This is a genomic window from Massilia frigida, assembly GCF_011682175.1.
Classification (GTDB): Bacteria; Pseudomonadota; Gammaproteobacteria; order Burkholderiales; family Burkholderiaceae_D; genus Telluria_A; species Telluria_A frigida.
This window is the reverse complement of the sequence record NZ_WHJG01000002.1, coordinates 166,535-185,691: the sequence shown is the minus strand read 5'-3', so window position 1 is coordinate 185,691 and position 19,157 is coordinate 166,535. Positions and strand designations below refer to the sequence as shown.

Below are 19,157 nucleotides of genomic sequence, written 5' to 3'. Positions count from 1 at the left end.
ATATTACTTCGGCAATCGTGTCGTGGGAATATTTATTTTCCCTCGGCAATTATCAGAGGGTGACGGTGATGCTGCGCGGCGCCTGGTACATCTCCTGGGTCATCAGGTCGACGCCGCAGGGCAGGGTCTCGATCCAGTCGAGGAAACGCGCGATCATGGCGCGGCCCTTGAACGGCGCGCCGTGCTGCGGCACCATCCATTCCGGATCGAGCTTGCGCACCATCCCGACCCAGTAGCGGCAGACCTTGTTCGACACCATGTAGCGCGAATGAAAGCCGCGCATGTAGGGCAGGTGCTTGTCGAAATCTTGCACCGGTTCCATCGCCAGCCCTTCCGGCAACATCGATGCGCCCATATCGCCCGAGAACAGGATGCGGCTGACCGGATCGTAAAACTGGAAATTGCCTTCCGCATGCAGGAAGTGGGCGGGCAGGATCTGGAACTCGGTATCGCCCAGCGGCAACAGGGTGCCTTCGTCCGGAATGGCGATGATGCGGCCTTCCGTCTTGCCTTGCGCGCAAAAATGCGGCACGAAGCGCGACCAGATGGACGAGATCAGCAGTTTGGTATCCGAACCGGCCAGCCAGCGCGGCAGCGAGGCGATGATGTCGGGGTCGGCATGGGAAGCGAACACGTAGCGCAGCTCCTTGGGCGGAAAGTATTTGCTCATGCCCATGTACAGCTCGTTGTAGGTCAGCACGCCGCCCGGATCGAGCAGGATGCCGGTGCCGTCCTGAACGATCAGGAACTGGTTCGACTGCACCGACGCTCCCTCGCCTTCATCGACCAAGTCGGAGAACATCAGGCAGATGTGCTTGCCGTTATTGAACAGTTCAATCGCCATGATAACCCTACTTATGAAAGGGTTTATTGTAGCCATTCAATTGGCAATTGGCAATGTTTCCGGTTCAAACCATGCGAGGCATGCTGCCATGCGCCCGGTTTTGCGGTAGGCTTATGCGAATGACATCAGGAGCAGACTCATGAGCACAGCATATTCCCCGGCACAGCCGGATCGCAGCGACATCGACGCCACGGCGGGCGTGGTGGTGCTGGACTTTGGCACCGACTGGTGCGGCCATTGCCGCGCGGCGGCGCCGCTGATTGAAGAGGCGCTGGCCGCCTTTCCGGACGCGCGCCATATCAAGGTGGAAGATGGCAGTGGCCGGCCGCTGGGCCGTTCCTTCAAGGTCAAGCTGTGGCCGACCGTGGTGGTCATGAAAGATGGCCAGGAAGTGGCACGCGTGGTGCGGCCGGCCGATGCCGGCGCGGTGCGCAAGGCGCTGGCGGCCTAGACCCACGCCATTTCCCACGCGCCAGAGCGCAGGTGATGGTGCAAATGGAGCAGGCTGATAAGGTGGGCGGTTCGGTAGCACGGCAAGTAGTCGCGCAATGTTGTTTTATGTGTTACGGTTGAGAGAAGGGACGGGCGCTGCCGCAAAAAGCATCACCCCGCGCTCACGATTGGACATCATGATCTTTGCCGCCGACACCGAAGAATGCTCCCTGCTCGTCTTCCCCGACGCGCTGACCGCGTCCGCCTATTGCGACGCGGTCGATGTCGAGGCGACGCTGTGGCGTTTCTGGGACGATGAAGGGGCACCGCTGATGCCGGCATTCACCGTGCCCAACGAGCGTCACTTTTTCACCACCACCACAGGCGTGTACAGCCTGGTGCCGGTCAAGGATGGGCACTATGAATTTTTATGGGATGCATTGCGGCATATCCGCCAGGTGATCGGGGAAATGCCGTTTACCGACGTGCACGCGGTGCGCGACTACCTCGTCACGCAGTGCGGAGGCCAGTTGTCGCCGTGCTGAAGCTTGAGGCAACAGTACGCGGGCCGACGCCACGCGTGGCGCCGGGCCAGCCCGTCATCATCAATTATTGACGATTCGGATTGTTCGGCCGTTCATCCTGACGGTTCGGAACGCCGTCGCCGTCATTGTCGCGCTGTCCACGCGCCCAGTTACCGCGCTGCATTTCCCAGCGGCCGTCACGCTCTTGCCAGGCCGGCGCGGTGTAATGGTAGCCCCTGCGGTCGCGCATCCACGAACCGCGTACCCACACGTGATGATTGTTGCGCCAGTCCCAGTGTCCCGGTGCCCATACATAGCCGCGCCGCGGTGGCGGCACGCGTTCGGAACGCGGTTGCGGCGGTGCTTCGCGCACGATGATCACCGCCGAGCTGGCGGGAATGGCGGCGCTGCCGAGCGATCCGGCGATCAGGGCGGCAATTAACAGTTTCTTCATCGTCTTCTTCTCCTGGTTATGAACGGTGACGTACCGTTATACCCCTTGCATATATGCACGTATGTGCGGATTCGCGCTTAGCGCGTGCTTGCTAAAACGTTGACTTTTGCGGAGCGCAGGCCTATCGTCATCGCCACCATCACCACACGAGAGCAAGCCCATGATCCTGCGCACCACTGCCATCGTCCTGGCCAGCGCGCTGGCGCTGCCCTGCCGCGCGGCCGACACGCCCGACCCGCGCGACGCCTTTTTCGCCAACCTCGGCAAGTTGTGCGGCGCCGTCTACGAAGGCGCGTCGGTCGCGCCCGACGATGGCGGCGCAGCCTTCGCCGGCAAGAAGCTGGTCGCCACGGTGAGCGCTTGCAACGCCAGCGACATCCGGATTCCCTTCGCCGTGGGCGAGGACACCTCGCGCACCTGGATCGTCACCCGCACACCATCCGGCCTCACGCTGCAGCACGACCACCGCCACGCCGACGGCACCCCGGACGCGCAAACGATGTACGGCGGCGCGGCCGCCAGCAACGGCAGCGCCATCGCGCAAGCGTTCCACGCCGACGCCTATACCGCGCGCCTGATTCCGGCCGCCGCCACCAATGTCTGGACCTTGAGCGTCTCGCCCGATGGCCTGAAACTGAGCTACGCGCTCGAACGCGACGGCAAGCCGCGCTTCAGGGCGGAACTGGTGCAGACGCGCGTGCCGAACCGATGACGCTTCCCCAGTTCGATGCCGTCATCATCGGCAGCGGCTTCGGTGGCCTGTGCGCCGCCGTAAGGCTCAAGCAGGCCGGCATCGACAATTTCGTGATCCTCGAAAAGGACGCGCAGTTCGGCGGCACCTGGCAAGTCAATACCTATCCCGGCTGCGCGGTCGACATTCCCAGCCATGTGTACTCGTTTTCGTTCGCGCCCAACCCGAACTGGACGCGCCGCCTGGCCAGCCAGGCCGAGCTCCTCGACTACACGCGCGCCATCGTGCGCGACTTCGGCCTGGCGCCACACCTGCGCCTGGGCACCGCCTACGAGGGCGCGCAGTTCGAGGAGCAGGGCGGCTACTGGACCCTGAACACCAGCGCCGGCCCGCTGACGGCCAAGTGCGTGGTCTCGGCCCTGGGCGCGATGAACCGCGCGGCGCTACCCGCCTTGCCCGGCATGGAAACGTTCAACGGGCCGTCGTTTCATTCGAGCCGCTGGAAGCACGACGTCGACCTGCGCGGCAAGCGCGTGGCGGTGATCGGCAACGGCGCCAGCGCGATCCAGTTCGTGCCGCACATCGCGCCCATCGTGGCGCAGCTCGACGTCTACCAGCGCACCGCGCAGTGGATCGTGCCGCGCCACGACCGCGCCATCGGCCCGCGCGAACGTTCGCTGTTGACCATGCTCGCGCCCCTGCGGCTGCTGTACCGCGCCTTCAACTACACGATCTACGAAGCGAACGCGCCGCTCTATCTGTACCTGCCGCGCCTGTTCCGCCTGGCGCATGCGGTCGGCCTGCGCCACCTGCATCGCCAGGTGGCCGACCCACTCCTGCGGCGCCAGCTCACGCCCGACTACACCATGGGCTGCAAGCGGGTACTGGTGATGAGCGACTACTACCCGGCGCTCACCCGTCCCAACGTCAGCCTGGTCACCAGCGCGGTAGCCGAGGTGCGCGCCAACAGCATCGTCGATGCCGACGGCGCCGAGCGAGCGGTCGATGTGCTGATTTACGCGACCGGCTTTCATGTGGGGCATGCGCTCGGCTCCATCGAGGTGCGCGGGCGCGGCGGCAAGCGCCTGTTCGAGCACGACCAGGATTGCTACAAGGGCTGCGCCGTGGCCGGCTTTCCCAACTACTTCACGGTCACCGGACCGAATAGCGGGCTGGGCCACAATTCGATGATCTACATGATCGAATCGAGCGTGAATTATGTGGTTGAAGCCATCAAGGCGATCCGGGCGCAGGGCCTGCACTCGGTCGAGGTGAAGGCGGACGTGCAGCGCGACTTTGTCGCCAAGGTGCACAAGAAGCTGCGCGGCACGGTGTGGACCAGCGGCTGCAAAAGCTGGTACCTCGATGGGCGCGGGCGCAATTACGCGGTCTGGCCGGGTTTTACATTCACCTACCGCTGGGCCACGCGCCGTTTCGATATCGGCAATTACATCGTGCGCTGACGCGCCGTCAGCTGGCCAGTGGCATCACCAGCGCGATGCGCAGGCCGCCGCCGTCACGGTTGCTGACCTGGAGTTCGGCGTTGTGGCGCGAGACCACCCGTTCCACGATCGCCAGCCCCAGCCCGGCGCCGTTGGCCTGGCCGCGCGCGCTGTCCATGCGCGTGAAGGGCTTGAGCAGCAGTTCGATATGGTCGTCCGGCACGCCCTGGCCGTGGTCCTGCACTTCGATCACCACGCGCTTGCCCAGGCCATGCGGCTTGATGCGGCAGGAGATATCAAGTTCGGTAAAATCGCTGCCCTCGGTCTTGCCGTAGCGGCGCGCGTTTTCCACCAGGTTGTTGAAGACGCGCCGCAGGTCGGTCGCGTTGCCCATCACATGCACGCCTTCTTCGATATGGGTCGTCACATGGATGTCAAGCATGCGCTCCGCTTCGCGCGCGGTGTCCTGCAGCAGGTCGCTGATATCGACCGGCACGAAGGTGGCCGCCTCGGTCGGCTTGGCGTAGTCGAGGAACTGGCCGATGATGGCGTCCATCTGGCCGATATCGGACTGCATGCCTTCGCGCGCCTCGTTACTGAGCTTGGCCATTTCCAGTTCGAGCTGCATGCGCGCCAGCGGCGTGCGCAGGTCGTGCGAGATGCCGGCCAGGATCACGGCGCGGTCCGATTCGACCTGCTGCAAGTCTTCCACCATCTGGTTGAAGCTGCGATTGGCTTCGATGATCTCTTTCGAGCCTTTTTCGGGCAGGCGGTCCGGCTTCTTGCCCTGGGCGATGGCGCGCGCGGCCGCGGTCAGGCGTGCCAGCGGCAGGTTGACCAGGCTCGAAATGAGCGCCGCGCCGACCACCGACAAGGCGCCGACCACCGTCGCCCAGCCGAGCCACTGCACGCCCGTCAAGCCTTCGAGGCGTTCGCGTTCGAGCATCAGCCAGTAACCGTCGTCGTCGATCTTGAAGCTGATCCAGAAGCCGGCGGTGCCGTTTACTCGGCTGGAAAAGCGCGTGTCGGCACCCAGCTTGGATTTGATGATGGCTTCGATTTCCGGCATCAGGGTGCTGTCGGGCGGCGGGTCGACCGCGTCCGAACTTTCCAGCGTGAAGATGCGGATGCCTTCGTTGCTGACCAGCTCAAACAGCAGCTCGCGCCGCAGTTCGGGCGCCGAGTGGGTCAGGGCGGCCTTGGTGATGGTCACCACCGAGATCACCAGGTCAGCCGTCTGCTCGACCTGCGGGCCGCGCTGCACGGCGCTGATCATCCCGATCCACGACGCCATGGACACCGTGGTCAGGATGCTCAGCAACAGGAAGGTGCGCCAGAACAGGCCGCTCCTGAGCCAGTTCAGGCGCGTGCCGTCAGGCGTGGTCGAATCGCGCGAAAACACTAGCGTGGCTGGCCTTCAGGAATGAACACATAGCCCAGGCCCCACACCGTCTGGATGTACAGCGGCGACGATGGATCGGGTTCGATCAGCTTGCGCAGGCGCGAGATCTGCACGTCCAGGCTGCGGTCGAACACTTCGTATTCGCGTCCGCGCGCCAGTTCCATGAGCTTTTCGCGCGAGAGCGGCTGGCGCGCATGGCGTGCGAACACCTTGAGCACCGAGAATTCGCCGGTGGTCAATGGCACCGTTTCGCCATTTTTCTTGAGCGTGCGTGTGCCCAGGTCCAGCACGAACTGGCCGAATTCGAACGACTGCGGCGTTTCGGATGGCGCGCCGGGGATCTCGTCCGGGCCTTTGCGGCGCAGGACGGCGCCGATGCGGGCCACCAGTTCGCGCGGATTGAAGGGCTTGGGCAGATAATCGTCGGCGCCCATTTCGAGGCCGACGATGCGGTCCACGTCTTCGCCTTTGGCGGTGAGCATGATGATCGGGGTCTGGTCGCCGGCGCCGCGCAGGCGGCGGCAGATCGACAGGCCGTCTTCGCCGGGCAGCATCAGGTCCAGCACCAGCAGGTCGTAGCGCTCGCGCAGCCACAGCTTGTTCATGGCCGGCGCGCTCTCGGCGGTGACCACGGAAAAGCCCTGTTCGGTGAGGTAGCGGCGCAGCAAATCGCGCAGGCGCACGTCGTCGTCGACTACCATAATTTTGGCGGCATGGCCATTGGCGTTGGCCTGCGTTGTATTGTTGCCTGAGATCGGGGTCGAGGGTGTGTTCATTTGGCTGTCAGATTTGTCAGATTCATGTCGCTATGGTAACGTCATATCGCCCGATAAAACACCCAGCACGAAGGTCATTACATACTGTTACAAACTTTACCCAATTCGGCTTATGCCTTGGTGCAAATGGTCATACACTGGGCTCAAGCAGGTCAAGCTTATATGTTTACCAGGCATCGCGGAAGAGGAATTATGATGAATAACGCGCACATTCAAACCAAGGCAGTCGCAAGCGCTCAGCGCTGCGGGCATGCGTTCGTCCGTCGCGTCGCCGTGTGCTGCTTGTTCGCTTGCGCCAGTCTGTCCGTGGCCCAGGCCAACCCTGGCGACAAGGAACGCGACGCCCAGCGCATCGTCGATGCCCAGCGCGTCCAGCAACAGCAGCGCCAGTTCGAGGCGCGCGCCGAGGAGCAGCGCCGCCAGCTCCAGGCCCAGCAAGAGCAAAATGCCCAGAACACGGCCGATGCGGCCCGCCGTGGCGGCCGCGTGATGACGCCCGACGAACGGCGCGACCTGCGGCGCCAGATCAACGAAGTCGGCGTCGATATCTACAAGAACGCGCCGCGCCGCTGACCCCCTCCCGGGCGCGCCACGGCGCCCGTTCCCGCCGGTACCATCCCCGCTGTCCGCCTTCCCGCCCAAACGTTACATTTGTTGAGTATTGCGCATCAAAATGTTTCTTTGGGCGACACAAGCTGTTACGCTAGAAAAAACTTACCAATAGCGAAATATACTTGCCAGGTATATAAGCCCCTCATGGAGCGCCGTCGTGTCGAATGAATTTTCTGGCGTCAGCGCGCCGCGTCCGCCTGCGGTGGCGGGGACTGCGCCGCTTGAGCTGGACCAGTGCATCATCCAGCGCCCGGATGGCGTGTACGGCGACCCGAGCGTGCTCGGCACGACCTTCAGCGCCGCCATCGACCGCATCTTCGCCACCAGCTACCTGGTCGAGCTCGACTATCCGCTACTGATCAAGGCCATTTACGGGGCCGGGCCGCCGTTGCCGCGCTCGCCAGACGGCCACGTGATCATCCGCATCGCTTCCGATATCCAGCCGTTCAGTCCGCTGCGCCGGCAGCTCTACAAGGCGGTCAAGATCAATCGCGGCAAGGCCGAATACGTTTTCGAGCCGGTGTATGTGAGCGACCCCGACGATCCGGACGGACCGGAGACCGTGGCCCGGCTCGACGTGGACGAATTCATCGCCGACATGTGGGGCAAGGGCATCCGCTTCGGGATCGACGTCGAGGCGGTGCGCGCGGCCATCGACAGCGGCAAGTCCGAGCGCGTGGTGGTGGCCAGCCTGCTCGAACCGCGCGCGGGGCGCGACGCGCATGTGATCGAAGTGACCAGCGACCTGCATCGCAGTGACGCGCCGCTGCAACTGGCCAACGGCAAGCTCGATCTGATGGCCTTCCAGAACCGCTTTCCGCAAGTCGACAAGGGCGTGCGCCTGCTCAAGAAGGTGCCGCGCGTGCCAGGCACGGCCGGTTTCGAGCTGTCCGGACTGCGCATCGATCCGCCCATTCCCGAGGATGCCGAAGTGGCGCCCATGGCCGGTCCGGGCACCGTGGTCGAGGTATCGGGCGAGGGCGAATTCCTGATCGCGCAGCAGGCCGGTTTTTTGAACGTGGACAGTGCGAGCGGGCAGATTTCGGTGGGCGACAAGATCGTCAGCCGCGATGGCGTCAGTTCGCGCACCACGGGAAACCTCAAGCTGACCGGCGACTTCGAGGAATTCGGCGAAGTGCAGGAAAAGCGCGTGGTCGAAGGCGAGGGCATCATCATCCACGCCGACGTCTTCGGCAGCATCATTTCGCGCGGCGGCACGGTCCTGTTGAACAGCAACCTGGTTGGCGGCAGCGCGCACAATGCGCGCGGCGATATCCGCGTCAAGGGCGTGGCCTCGGGCTCGGTGATCCAGGCCAGCCTGGGCGAGGTGGTCATCAACCGCGCCGAGAGCTGCATCGTGTCGGGGACGCGCGTAACGATCACGCATGCGGTGAACTGCGAGATCATGGCCGATGAAGTGGTGATCAGCCAGGCCGAGGGCTGCGCCATCGCGGCGCGCACGGTCGCGATCAACAGCGCCGGGCCGCGCCGCCAGAGCGAGATGAGCATCTTCGCGCTGCAGCCCGACACCGCGCGCCTGGATGACGTGATCGCGGCGATGTCCGCGCGGGTCACGCAGTTCGGCGAGCTGGCGGCGCGCCGCAAGGCCGAGATGGAAGCGATGACCAACGAGCAGGACGTGCGCAAGTACGTCATGCTGGCCTCCAAGGTGCGCAAGAAGGAGCTGATTCTCACCGAGGAGCAGGTGCCGATGTTCCAGAAGATGGCGCTGGCGGTGGGGCCGGCCTTGAAGGCGATCGCCAAGGTATCGCTGGAGGTGAAGGCGGCCGAGACGGAGCAGCAGGCCGGCGCTACGCTGGTGGAGGAGCTGGTGCGGCAGCGCAGCGACAGCACCGGCGTCAGTTCGGTGGCGGTCAAGCGGCTGGAGGGCGAAACCGTGGTGCGTTCGATGACCTACAACCCGGACGGCACCAGCATCTACGATTTTCCCGCCAAGGACATCAAGCTCAAGCTGCGCACCAAGCGCGCCGAGGGCGAAGTGATTTTGGTTGCGGACGAGGGCGCGGTGGACTGGCAGAGCGGGGTATGAGTTAGCGCGACGGTGGCGCGCTATCGCCGATTCGCTTATTCGCTGACCTTCCCCCGCATCGCCTTGGTCTGTCCGCTGCGGGTCTTGGAGTCGAGCCGCTTGCGCTGCGAGCTGCGGGTCGGCCGCGTCGCGCGCCGCACCGTAGGCAGCACGGCCACGCTGTCGACCAGCTCCTGCAGCCGGCGCAGCGCATCTTCCTTGTTCTGCTCCAGGCTGCGCGATTGCTGCGCCTTGAGCACCACCACGCCGGCCTGGGTGATGCGCTGGTCCGACAGGGCCAGCAGCCGTTCCTTGATGGCGTCCGGCAGCGACGACGCGCCCACGTCGAAGCGCAGGTGCACCGCGCACGATACCTTGTTCACATTCTGCCCGCCGGGCCCCTGGGCGCGAATCGCGGAAAACTCCACCTGGCCCGGATCGATGGTCGCGCTCACGGCGCCGGCGCCGCGGGCGCTGCCGCCACGTCGTCATCGATCGCATCGAGCTCGCGGTAGCACGCCATCGCCCGTGGCGAGAGGCCCTTGAACAGCACCGGATCGCCCTTGTCGAGGCGCTCGTTGTCGACCAGGATGCGTACCTTGCTCAGGTAATCGGACTGGGTCAGCAAGCGTCCCAGCGGCGACACCGGCACGCCCTTGCGCATGCCGGCCTGCTCGCCGATGGCGCTGACCACGCTCTCGGGGAAATTCCATTCGCGCCCGATGCTGCAGGTGAGGATGCGGGCGTCGCGCACCAGGCGCGCGCAAAACATCTCGGAACCCAGTTCTTTCTCGCTCTTGCTCATCTGGTCCATGATGCGCAGGGTGACGATCAGCCCCACGTTCTGCACCAGCCCCGCGAGGAAGGCCTCGAAGGGATCGATGCCCATGTCCTCGGCCAGCATGCGGTTGGCCACCGCGCAGCGCTCGGACTGGTCCCAGATGCGTGGCGCCAGCAGGCGCGTGTACTGGCCCGAATTGAGGTCGATGATGGGGCGGAAAGCGACGCTGGTGATCAGGTGGCGCAAGCCTTCCTGGCCGATCAGCATGACCGCGTGTTCGACGCTGGTGATGGTGGTGCCGCTGCCCTTGAACGAGGTATTGGCCATGCGGATCACGGCCGCCACCAGCACCACATCGTTGGAAATGGTGCGCGACAGTTGCGCGCCCGAAAAGTTATCGCTGCGCAGGCTTTGCAGCAGTTGCGGCAGCAGGCCGGGCAGGCGCCGCACCAGTGCCGCGCCCGACTGCTGCGACGCCAGGATGGCTGCCAGCGCGTCGAGCACCTGGTTTTCGTGTGGCGTGGTATCCAGGCCGGTCACATCGGTATTGTCGAACAGCCAATTGAAGTAACTGCCGTTGACCCCGTCGCGCTGCTCGAACGAGAGCTGGGCGGCGTTGCCCGCTGGCGCCGCGCTGGCGGCAACGGCGGGTGCCGGCTGGCTGCCTGGCGTCCGGCCAGGTGCATCCGGCGCCGGCCCGGAAGCCGAAAAGATTCGCTTCACCCATTGATACATTGTCCACCCTTCAAGTTTGCAATTGTCCCCCGGAATATTGCCGCCCCATTGTAAAGCGTTCCCGTTGCATTGCAAGCGCAGGCGGGCCGCTGGAAACCTTGATCGCGCTCAACGAGAGCCTTGTACACGCGCATTACGATGGGGTTTCGCGACCTTGCCGCAGCCCCGCAAAGACGAAAGGACCACCATGCACACGATGTCAACGCAGTCTGCCCCGATCGGCAAGATGGAGTTCCTGAGCTTCCAGTTGGGGGGCATGGAGTACGGGGTCGATTTTCGCAAGGTGAAGGAGTTGCGCACATTCAAGTCGCTCGAACGCTTCGCCTCGGAAGGCGCGATCGTCAAAGGGGTAGCGGTGTCGCGTGGCGTGATCATGCCGCTGGTGGACATGCGGGTCGCGTTCAACGAGCGCGTCGCGGAGCGCGTCGCGGAGCGCGCCGCTTCGCCCGACCCGATGACCGACGTGATCATCCTGCAGTTGTCGACGTGCGTGATGGGGATGGTGGTCGATGGGGTGACCGATGTGGTGCGCATGTCCCCGGACCAGATCTCGCCGATTCCGGGCCTGACCCGCGACAGCGGCTGCGACTACCTGATGGGGCTCGGCGAAACCGATGGACGGCGCCTGATTTTGGTGGACATCGACAAGCTGATGTCGATCCGGCGCGAGAGCGTCGCCGGTGCGCAAAAGGCAGCATGAGAATCGTCACGCGCGCATGTCTGCGCTCCCGCTAACCTGAAAACCGCCGCCCCCGCGCCAAGGCGGCACTCGGCGGGGGCGACGGTTTTAGGGGTAACGGCCGTGCGTGCGTATTAAGCCGCCAAACCTTCCAGCTGCTCCTGCAACTCCATCCATTCCGCTTCCAGCTGCGCCAGGTCCTTCTTGTAGAACGACTGGTCCGCCAGCAGCGTTTTCAGCTTGGCCTTGTTGGCTGCTTCATAGATGCTCGCTTCGCCGAGCTTACCGTCAACCTCAGCCTTCTGCTCGTTGCGCTTGGCGATCTGCTCTTCCAGGCGCTTGATCTTGCCCTCGATCGGTTTGCGCAGCGCGGCCGTGCGCTGGCGCTGCTCCGCGTCCTGGCGCTTCTGGTCCTTCTTGTCGGCCACCGGCGCGGCTGGCGCGGCCACCGCGGTCGCGACCGGGAAAGCCGTCTTGTTGTCCTTGCCCGCCGCCGGCAGCACGGTGGTGCCCTTGCCAAGCTTGGTCTGGAACAGCCAGTCCTTGTAGTCGTCCAAATCACCGTCGAACGGTTGCAGCTTGCCGTCGGCGACGATGATGAACTGGTCGGTGGTGGCGCGCAGCAGGTGGCGATCGTGCGATACCACCACCAGCGTGCCCTCGAACTGCGCCAGCGCCATGGTCAGCGCCTCGCGCGTTTCCAGGTCCAGGTGATTGGTTGGTTCATCGAGCAGCAGCAGGTTAGGGCGCTGCCAGACGATCAGCGCCAGTGCCAGGCGCGCTTTCTCGCCGCCGGAGAACGGGCGGATCGGACTGGTCACCATATTGCCGGGGAAGTTGAAGCCGCCCAGGAAGTTGCGCAGCTCCTGCTCGCGCACCGTCGGCGCAATTTTGGCCAGGTGCCACAGGGGCGATTCGTCATGGCGCAGCATTTCCACCTGGTGCTGGGCGAAGTAACCGATCGACAGGCCCTTGCCGAGCGTGGCGTCGCCCGTCAGCGGCATCAGTTCGCCGGCGATGGTCTTGATCAGCGTCGATTTACCGGCGCCGTTCACACCCAGGAGACCAATGCGCTGGCCGATTTGCAGGGAGAACTTGATGTTTGATACGATCACCTTGTCGCCGACCTTGTCGCCATGCTCGTCGAGGATGTGGTAGCCGGCGTCCACGTCTTCCATCACCAGCAGCGGATTCGGTGCGGACAGCGGCTCGCGGAATTCGAACGAGAATTCGGCGGCGGCGCGCAATGGCGCCAGTTCTTCCATTTTCTCCAGCGCCTTCATGCGGCTCTGGGCCTGGCGCGCTTTCGAGGCTTGCGCCTTGAAGCGGTTCACGAAGGACTCAAGGTGGGCGCGCTGGCGCTGCTGCTTGGCGAGGGCGCCGGCGGCCAGGATCATCTGGGCCGCGCGCTGGCGCTCGAAACCGGAATAGTTGCCCGAGTAGCGTTTCAGCCTGCGCTCGTCGATGTGCACGATGACGTTGACGATTTCGTCGAGGAAGTCGCGATCGTGCGAAATGATGATCAGGGTGCCGGCGTAGCGTTTGAGCCAGTCTTCCAGCCAGATGATCGCGTCCAGATCCAGGTGATTGGTCGGTTCATCGAGCAGCAGCAGGTCGGAAGGGCACATCAGGGCCTGCGCCAGGTTCAGGCGCATGCGCCAGCCACCCGAGAAGCTGGCGATCGGCTGCTGCATCTGCGACAGCGAAAAACCAAGGCCCAGCAGCAGCTGTTCGCCGCGTGACTGCACCGTGTAGGCGTCGGCGTCGGCCAGCGCGCTGTAGATCTCGCCGATGGCGATGCCGTTCTCGGTCGATTCCGGCTCGGACTCCAGGCGCGCCAGTTCCGCTTCCAGCTTGCGCAGGTGGACGTCGCCGTCGATGGCGTAATCGAGCGCCGCGCGTTCGAGCGGCGGCGTTTCCTGGGCCACGTAAGCCATGCGCCATTTGGCGGGGAAATCGATCTCGCCCTGGTCCGGGTGCAGTTCGCCGCGCAGCATGCCGAACAGGCTCGATTTGCCGGCACCATTGGCACCAATCAGGCCGATTTTATCGCCCGGGTTGAGGGTAAGGTCGACGCCTTCCAGCAGCGGCTTGGTGCCGCGCATCAGGCTAACGTTCAGGAAACGGATCATGTTCTACTTTTTGTAATGAGTGGGGATTACTGTGCTTGCAATTGTTCTGCGGTGAGCAGGAAAACCATGTCGTCGCCCGCGCTGGTGGTCACCCAGGTCAGGCCGAGGTGGCCGAAGGCCGCTTCCGCATAATCGCGCTCGTTGCCGATTTCGACCATCAGGATGCCGTTCGGCGTGAGGCGTTCGGCCGCGCCGGCGACGATCTTGCGCACCAGGTCCATGCCGTCGGCGCCGCCGTCGAGCGCAATCTGCGGCTCGCGCAGGTACTCGGGCGGCAGCGACGCCATCGACGCCGAATTGACGTAGGGCGGGTTCGAGATAATCAGGTCGTATTTTTTGAACGGGACATTCTGGTACAGGTCCGAGGCGATCGGATTGACCCGGCCTTCGAGCTTGTATTCGCGGATATTGTGCTCGGCCACGGCCAGCGCATCGTTGGAGATATCGACCGCATCGACCACGCTGTCGGGGAAGGCGTCGGCCATCATGATCGCCAGGCAGCCCGACCCGGTGCACAGTTCGAGGATGTTCTCGACCGCGTACGGATCTTCCACCCAGGGGCTGAACTGGTGCGGAATCAGTTCATGGATGAAGGAACGCGGCACGATCACGCGCTCGTCGACGTAGAAGGCGTAGGTGCCCAGCCACGCTTCGTTGGTGATGTAGGCGGCCGGCACGCGCTCGTTGGCGCGGCGTTCGATCACGGCCAGCACTTGCAGCACTTCGTCGGGCAGCAGGCGCGCGTCGAGGAAGGGATCGAGCTTGTCGAGCGGGAGCTTGAGCGTATGCAGGATCAGGTAAGCCGCTTCGTCCAGCGCTTCGGCGCTGCCGTGGCCGAAAAACAGCTTGGCGCCGTTGAAACGGGTGATTGCGTAGCGCAGCAGGTCGCGCGGGGTAGTAAACAGGGTAGTGGTCATGGCTGTTCTCGGGTCATGTGTTGTGCGGCGCAGGCGCCAGCAGGTTGTCGAGCGTGCGGCGATAGATATTCTTGAGCGGATCGATGAAACGCACGTCGATGTGCTCGTCGATCTTGTGGATGCTGGCATTTGGAGGGCCGAATTCTATCACCTGCGGGCAGATGCGGGCGATGAAGCGCCCGTCCGAGGTCCCGCCCGTGGTCGACAATTCGGTCTGCACGCCGGTCTCGGTGAGGATGGCGGCCGACAAGGCATCGGACAGCGTGCCGCGCGGGGTCAGGAAGGGCAGGCCGGACAAGGTCCACGCCAAATCGTATTCCAGGCCGTGCTTGTCGAGGATCGCATGCACGCGCGCCTCGAGGCCGTCGGCGCTGCTGGCGGTCGAAAAGCGGAAGTTGAAGTCGATCGTCACGTCGCCCGGGATCACATTATTGGCGCCCGTGCCGGCGTGGATGTTGGACATCTGCCACGACGTCGGCAGATAGTATTCATTGCCCGCGTCCCACTGCTCGGCGGCCAGTTCGGCCAGCGCCGGCGCACTCTGGTGGATCGGGTTGCGCGCCAGCTGCGGGTAGGCGATGTGGCCCTGGATGCCCTTGATCACCAGCTTGCCCGACAGCGAACCACGGCGGCCATTCTTGATCATGTCGCCCAATACGTGGGCCGATGTCGGTTCGCCCACCAGGCAGTAATCGATCTTTTCGCCGCGTTGTTCCAGCAGGCGGCACACCACCACGGTGCCGTCGGTGGCCGGGCCTTCCTCGTCGCTGGTGATGAGAAAGGCGATCGAGCCAGTGTGGTCCGGGTGCTCGGCGATGAATTCTTCGCAGGCCACGACCATGGCCGCGATCGAGGTCTTCATGTCGGCCGCGCCGCGCCCATACAGCTTGCCGTCGCGCTGGGTCGGAATGAAGGGCTGCGATTGCCATTGTTCGACGGGGCCGGTCGGCACCACGTCGGTATGGCCGGCGAACACGAATACCGGGGAGGCGCTGCCCTTGCGCGCCCACAGATTGGTCACGCCATTCGATTCGATGGTCTCGCACACGAAGCCGAGCGGCGAGAGCAGGTCGATCAGGTGCTGCTGGCAGCCTTTGTCATCGGGCGTGATCGAGGACAGCGCAATCAGTTTTTCGGTCAGCGCGAGGGTACGGGAAAAGGTCATTGTGGTCTTTGGCAGGACATTACAGTGAAAAGATCTGGCGGTACCGGTCGTCGGAAAAGCCGACCGACAGCTTGCCGGCGCCCGCGAGGACGGGGCGCTTGATGACGGACGGCTGTTCGAGCATCAGTTCGAGCGCGCTGGCCTTGTCGACGATGGCCGCGCGCCGTTCGTCGGGCAGCTTGCGCCAGGTCGTGCCCTTGCGGTTGACCAGCACTTCCCAGTCGATCTGGTCTAGCCAGGCGGCCACGGTGGCGCGTTCGAGCCCCTGCTTTTTAAAGTCGTGGAAGTCGAAAGCCTGCGCGTGGCCGGTCAGCCAGGTGCGGGCTTTTTTGACGGTGTCGCAGTTGGGAATGCCGTACAGGGTTTTTTTCATGGTCGATCAGGAGCGCGGCCAGCCGTCGCCCGGCATGCGGGCGCGGTTGCCATAGTATTCTTGGGGAACCCGGGAGGATACCACAGGCGCACCATTGATAGCGGGGCGATGGAGGCAATCATCGCCAGACCGAAGGCTACTTTGGCCCGCACAATAAGCAACGCGGAATATGCGTAGTGAATATTTCGATTTCGGTAAGCACCGATTTGCCAATCGATTAATATCGACAATATCTACACATGGTTACAATTTGATTGACTGCAACTCTGTTCGTACGATTAACTTTTCCAATGGCAAAAATGTCCGAAAATTCTCTGTTTCTTGAAGACGTACCCTCAGACAAAGATCAACTGAACTCGCACGAGGGCATCGCCAAAGCCATGAAGCGTATCATCTGCGAAGGGAAGGGCGGGAAGACCATCGGCCTCGAAGGAAAATGGGGGGCGGGCAAGTCCAGTATTATCAGGCTGTTGCAGAAAGCATGCTCTGTCCAGGAAAAGGTGTTCTTTTTCAATTTCGACGCTTGGGTCCATGCTGGCGATCCGCTCAGGCGTGCTTTCCTTGAGGCCTTGATCGAGGCAAGTGCGGGAGAAAAGGGATTTTTCCGCCTGCATGCGACGGTCGCGCCCGAGTCTGGCAAAGAGAACGCTGCCGCCAAGGCAACGGCCGTCTGCGCGAAGTGGATGAAAAAGAAATCCGATCTGTCCCGGCGCATCAAGCAGCATGAAAAACGTGTCGAGCCGATCATCTCGGGTGTTGGGAAGGCGCTGCTAGTGTCGCTGTCATTGTTGCCGATCGCGCTGTCGGTGTTGGTGCTCACATTGACTAAATATGCCGACAGCCTGAAGTTCGACGCATGGCCGCTGGCATTTGGAGAAGGGTTGCTGGTCGTCGCGGTGACCTGCGTCGTCACGCCGTATTTGCTGATGGCCCATCTTCTGCGCAAGCATGGCGATGGCGATGGCGATGGCGAACGCGGCCAACTATGGACGATATTTTTTCAAAAAGGTCCGACTAGTGAGCGCTCGCAAACATCCGAGTCGCTGGAGCCGTCGACCATCGAGTTTCAGGCCATTTTCAACGAGTTGATGGTTGATTTGCTGGATAAAGATCAGTGGAAGCTGGTGATCGTTCTTGATAATCTTGATCGTCTTTCCGAAGACGAGGCAAGCGCCGTCTGGCCGGTGCTACGCGCCTTCATCGATAACCCGCAATTTATTGGAGCCGAATGGTTTAAACGATTATGGGTGATCGTTCCCTATGCGCGGGATGCGCTGGTGGTTCCCGCCGCCGAAAAGGAAGACGCTTCGCAGCAAGCAATAAGCCAGGCTAGTGGCCAAGATGCCGCAGGAGGCATCGTTGAGTCCGGGTCGCATTTTCTCGACAAGATTTTTCAGCTGAATGTGTTTGTTCCGGCGCCGGTGTTGTCGAACTGGAGGATCTATATGGATGAGCAGATTCGAAAGGTGTTTTGCGAAAAAGCGACGCCGGACGTACTGCACACCATTTATGTCCTGTTTGCCCGATGTTTTGGCGTGTCTCATCCGCCTGGGCCGCGGGAGTTAATCAGTATTGTCAATAATATGGTTATCATCAACCTCCAGTGGGGAGATGAAATTATCCTGCCACATTACGCCTATTTTTCCATTCTCAAGCGAAGCAAGAAAATTCATGACTTGAGAAGGGAAATATTGGAGAAGCGAATCACACTGCACGAAGACTTGCTGGGAAACGACATCGAAATTTCTCTGCTGGCTCTCGAATCGAGCCTGCCGAAGGAATCGGCAGCGCAGATCCTGGATCGCCAGTTGATCGAAGATTTGCTATCTTCCCGCGCAGCCGGGCGCGGACTGGCCGAGCGCTATGATGAGCGCCAGTTCGCCGATCTGTTCGATAGCGTTATTGGCGACACTCTTGTTGGTCGGGCACGCGACCCGATCGGGTTTATCGATGCTTTATTAGTTCTGCTCGAAAAGGCATTTATTGAAAAAAATAGCGCTCATAAACGTGCACTGCTGATCGGCAACATTGGAAAGGCAATCGCGGTAGTGACTATGTTGCCAATGGGTTCCCCCAAACTGGCTGGTGCTATTGAAGCTCTTGTCAATCAGGACGAGAGCAGGGCATTAAAGGAATGCATCGGATTAGCGCTGCGCAGGTCGAAGATGTTCTTTACGAATATCGAAAGCAAATTGCTGTTCAGTATTACGGTGTCGGGAGACGCCGGGCCGCTTCAGTCAGTGTACCGGCTCTGGTCTAGTCCGACACTGAGGAAGTATCTTGGCGACGCGGACGCGGACGCGCTGACGTCGTATAGCTTTCCTTTATCTGTCGCAGAGCTTATCCCCTTCTACAGTCGCCTGAAGGAGCATGGACGCGAAGAGCTGCTTGACGCATTCAACTTGGACGAAGTAGAAGCAACATTGAGAGCTGAATTGAATGCGACTTTTCATCACCGTACCGCAGAGGCGAAAGTCACTAGCCTCAGATTCCTCAATGCCCGGTCAGGCAAAGTGGAGGCGGCATTGCTGGAAAAGCTGATCGAGCTCTTGGTAGAAGAAAATTCACCGGTGCGGGTCGATGATTTAGCAGTGACGCTACCCTATCTTTTTGAGGTGGCGTGTGCGCATAACGAGGCAAAAATCGTCCTTCAAAGCCTCATGTCGTCCCCGTCGCTCTACGAGTACCTTCGCGTATTGAAGCGAAATCCTGAACCCGATGTCCAGCTCCTGTTGAGCGACATGCGGCCGTTGTCCGAGGCTGAGAAGGAGCTGCTTTGCGGGTACCTGCTCTATTTGCTGTTATATACCTATCCGACCTTGCCTTCGTATAGTGGCTCGGTGAATCTTGGACGGGTATATCTGCAGACAATGCTTACTGATCCAAAAGAATATAGTGGGATACTGATCGCATTCCGTAACGCGGTCATCGACATGCACGACCTGGATCACTTCCTTGATCAGTTCAAGGGCCGCAACGTCAAACAAATGATGTCCTTCCTCGCAACCGGAACCCTTCCACCAGGCTCCATGTTCGATTCGGATCATGAAGATGAGCAGAAGGAAGATAGTGAAGAGGCGGATGGCAAGGAGGCAGGTAAAACCGCCGACGAAATGCCCGGCTAAAAACATCGCCGCGACTGGGGGCGCGGCGGTGTTCTTCTTTCCCG

18 protein-coding genes are annotated in these 19,157 nt (G+C 62.2%); 8 read left to right on the top strand and 10 right to left on the bottom strand.

What is annotated here, in order from left to right; genetic code table 11:
* Positions 1-52: 52 nt before the first annotated feature.
* Entirely contained in the window at positions 53-844 is a 792-nt protein-coding gene (locus F2P44_RS03170) for an oxygen-binding di-iron domain-containing protein (RefSeq protein ID WP_167084954.1), read from the bottom strand.
* Between the two features lie 139 nt (positions 845-983).
* Here F2P44_RS03170 and F2P44_RS03165 point away from each other — a divergent pair, with 139 nt between their 5' ends.
* On the top strand, positions 984-1,295 hold the full coding sequence (locus F2P44_RS03165) for a thioredoxin family protein (protein WP_167084952.1): 312 nt from the start codon (positions 984-986) through the stop codon (positions 1,293-1,295).
* 178 nt (positions 1,296-1,473) lie between these two features.
* Positions 1,474-1,821 (top strand): hypothetical protein, encoded by a 348-nt coding sequence (locus F2P44_RS03160; protein WP_167084950.1) that lies wholly within the window; start codon positions 1,474-1,476, stop codon positions 1,819-1,821.
* A 64-nt stretch (positions 1,822-1,885) separates the two neighbouring features.
* On the opposite strand, the gene F2P44_RS03155 is transcribed toward F2P44_RS03160, so the two are convergent.
* Complete coding sequence (locus F2P44_RS03155; protein WP_167084948.1) at positions 1,886-2,254, bottom strand: YXWGXW repeat-containing protein; 369 nt, start codon at positions 2,252-2,254, stop codon at positions 1,886-1,888.
* A gap of 160 nt (positions 2,255-2,414) precedes the next feature.
* On the opposite strand from F2P44_RS03155, the gene F2P44_RS03150 reads away from it, so the two are divergent.
* Both F2P44_RS03150 and F2P44_RS03145 read left to right on the top strand, forming a co-directional pair.
* Positions 2,415-2,966 carry a hypothetical protein gene (locus tag F2P44_RS03150; protein ID WP_167084946.1) on the top strand — a complete coding sequence of 184 codons (552 nt, stop codon included), beginning with the start codon at positions 2,415-2,417 and terminating at the stop codon, positions 2,964-2,966.
* Complete coding sequence (locus tag F2P44_RS03145) at positions 2,963-4,408, top strand: flavin-containing monooxygenase (RefSeq protein ID WP_167084944.1); 1,446 nt, start codon at positions 2,963-2,965, stop codon at positions 4,406-4,408. Before F2P44_RS03150 ends, F2P44_RS03145 begins: the two co-directional genes overlap by 4 nt.
* Positions 4,409-4,415: 7 nt before the next feature.
* Here F2P44_RS03145 and F2P44_RS03140 read toward each other — a convergent pair whose 3' ends face one another.
* Both F2P44_RS03140 and ompR read right to left on the bottom strand, forming a co-directional pair.
* Positions 4,416-5,789 (bottom strand): sensor histidine kinase family protein, encoded by a 1,374-nt coding sequence (locus F2P44_RS03140; RefSeq protein WP_370662628.1) that lies wholly within the window; start codon positions 5,787-5,789, stop codon positions 4,416-4,418.
* The gene (ompR, locus tag F2P44_RS03135; RefSeq protein ID WP_229423363.1) at positions 5,789-6,490 is read right to left on the bottom strand and encodes an osmolarity response regulator transcription factor OmpR; all 702 of its coding nucleotides are present in this window, start codon (positions 6,488-6,490) and stop codon (positions 5,789-5,791) included. The genes F2P44_RS03140 and ompR overlap by 1 nt, the downstream gene beginning before the upstream one ends.
* 270 nt (positions 6,491-6,760) lie before the next feature.
* On the opposite strand from ompR, the gene F2P44_RS03130 reads away from it, so the two are divergent.
* Together F2P44_RS03130 and F2P44_RS03125 are read left to right on the top strand one after the other, a co-directional pair.
* Complete coding sequence (locus F2P44_RS03130) at positions 6,761-7,138, top strand: hypothetical protein (RefSeq protein WP_229423348.1); 378 nt, start codon at positions 6,761-6,763, stop codon at positions 7,136-7,138.
* 196 nt (positions 7,139-7,334) lie between these two features.
* A complete protein-coding gene (locus F2P44_RS03125) occupies positions 7,335-9,227 on the top strand; it encodes a flagellar assembly protein A (RefSeq protein ID WP_167084942.1) in 1,893 nt (630 codons plus the stop codon).
* 35 nt (positions 9,228-9,262) lie between these two features.
* On the opposite strand, the gene arfB is transcribed toward F2P44_RS03125, so the two are convergent.
* Positions 9,263-9,661: an alternative ribosome rescue aminoacyl-tRNA hydrolase ArfB gene (gene arfB, locus F2P44_RS03120; RefSeq protein WP_167084940.1), complete on the bottom strand. Its 399-nt coding sequence runs from the start codon at positions 9,659-9,661 to the stop codon at positions 9,263-9,265.
* A complete protein-coding gene (locus F2P44_RS03115; RefSeq protein ID WP_370662627.1) occupies positions 9,658-10,710 on the bottom strand; it encodes an HDOD domain-containing protein in 1,053 nt (350 codons plus the stop codon). The genes arfB and F2P44_RS03115 overlap by 4 nt, the downstream gene beginning before the upstream one ends.
* 199 nt (positions 10,711-10,909) lie before the next feature.
* Here F2P44_RS03115 and F2P44_RS03110 point away from each other — a divergent pair, with 199 nt between their 5' ends.
* Positions 10,910-11,422, top strand: a complete 513-nt coding sequence (locus F2P44_RS03110) for a chemotaxis protein CheW (RefSeq protein ID WP_308609934.1) — start codon at positions 10,910-10,912, stop codon at positions 11,420-11,422.
* 113 nt (positions 11,423-11,535) lie between these two features.
* Here F2P44_RS03110 and F2P44_RS03105 read toward each other — a convergent pair whose 3' ends face one another.
* From F2P44_RS03105 to F2P44_RS03090, 4 genes are read right to left on the bottom strand one after another with little or no spacing between them, the layout of a single operon-like run.
* Positions 11,536-13,533, bottom strand: coding sequence for an ATP-binding cassette domain-containing protein (locus tag F2P44_RS03105; RefSeq protein WP_167084936.1), 1,998 nt, complete (start codon positions 13,531-13,533; stop codon positions 11,536-11,538).
* Between the two features lie 26 nt (positions 13,534-13,559).
* Positions 13,560-14,450 carry a 50S ribosomal protein L3 N(5)-glutamine methyltransferase gene (prmB, locus tag F2P44_RS03100; protein WP_167084934.1) on the bottom strand — a complete coding sequence of 297 codons (891 nt, stop codon included), beginning with the start codon at positions 14,448-14,450 and terminating at the stop codon, positions 13,560-13,562.
* 13 nt (positions 14,451-14,463) lie between these two features.
* Positions 14,464-15,615: a succinyl-diaminopimelate desuccinylase gene (gene dapE, locus F2P44_RS03095; protein ID WP_167084932.1), complete on the bottom strand. Its 1,152-nt coding sequence runs from the start codon at positions 15,613-15,615 to the stop codon at positions 14,464-14,466.
* Between the two features lie 19 nt (positions 15,616-15,634).
* Positions 15,635-15,988 carry an ArsC family reductase gene (locus tag F2P44_RS03090; RefSeq protein WP_167084930.1) on the bottom strand — a complete coding sequence of 118 codons (354 nt, stop codon included), beginning with the start codon at positions 15,986-15,988 and terminating at the stop codon, positions 15,635-15,637.
* A gap of 290 nt (positions 15,989-16,278) precedes the next feature.
* On the opposite strand from F2P44_RS03090, the gene F2P44_RS03085 reads away from it, so the two are divergent.
* The gene (locus F2P44_RS03085; RefSeq protein ID WP_167084928.1) at positions 16,279-19,113 is read left to right on the top strand and encodes a P-loop NTPase fold protein; all 2,835 of its coding nucleotides are present in this window, start codon (positions 16,279-16,281) and stop codon (positions 19,111-19,113) included.
* Positions 19,114-19,157 lie beyond the last annotated feature (44 nt).

Excerpts from the sequence above, each read along its gene's own strand:
- F2P44_RS03170 (WP_167084954.1), bottom strand. The coding sequence starts at position 844 with ATGGCGATTGAACTGTTCAATAACGGCAAGCACATCTGCCTGATGTTC.
- F2P44_RS03145 (WP_167084944.1), top strand. The coding sequence starts at position 2,963 with ATGACGCTTCCCCAGTTCGATGCCGTCATCATCGGCAGCGGCTTCGGT.
- dapE (WP_167084932.1), bottom strand. The coding sequence starts at position 15,615 with ATGACCTTTTCCCGTACCCTCGCGCTGACCGAAAAACTGATTGCGCTG.
- F2P44_RS03155 (WP_167084948.1), bottom strand. The coding sequence starts at position 2,254 with ATGAAGAAACTGTTAATTGCCGCCCTGATCGCCGGATCGCTCGGCAGC.
- F2P44_RS03130 (WP_229423348.1), top strand. The coding sequence starts at position 6,761 with ATGAATAACGCGCACATTCAAACCAAGGCAGTCGCAAGCGCTCAGCGC.
- ompR (WP_229423363.1), bottom strand. The coding sequence starts at position 6,490 with ATGGTAGTCGACGACGACGTGCGCCTGCGCGATTTGCTGCGCCGCTAC.
- F2P44_RS03150 (WP_167084946.1), top strand. The coding sequence starts at position 2,415 with ATGATCCTGCGCACCACTGCCATCGTCCTGGCCAGCGCGCTGGCGCTG.
- F2P44_RS03105 (WP_167084936.1), bottom strand. The coding sequence starts at position 13,533 with ATGATCCGTTTCCTGAACGTTAGCCTGATGCGCGGCACCAAGCCGCTG.
- F2P44_RS03160 (WP_167084950.1), top strand. The coding sequence starts at position 1,474 with ATGATCTTTGCCGCCGACACCGAAGAATGCTCCCTGCTCGTCTTCCCC.
- F2P44_RS03110 (WP_308609934.1), top strand. The coding sequence starts at position 10,910 with ATGCACACGATGTCAACGCAGTCTGCCCCGATCGGCAAGATGGAGTTC.
- F2P44_RS03085 (WP_167084928.1), top strand. The coding sequence starts at position 16,279 with ATGGCAAAAATGTCCGAAAATTCTCTGTTTCTTGAAGACGTACCCTCA.
- F2P44_RS03165 (WP_167084952.1), top strand. The coding sequence starts at position 984 with ATGAGCACAGCATATTCCCCGGCACAGCCGGATCGCAGCGACATCGAC.
- prmB (WP_167084934.1), bottom strand. The coding sequence starts at position 14,450 with ATGACCACTACCCTGTTTACTACCCCGCGCGACCTGCTGCGCTACGCA.
- F2P44_RS03090 (WP_167084930.1), bottom strand. The coding sequence starts at position 15,988 with ATGAAAAAAACCCTGTACGGCATTCCCAACTGCGACACCGTCAAAAAA.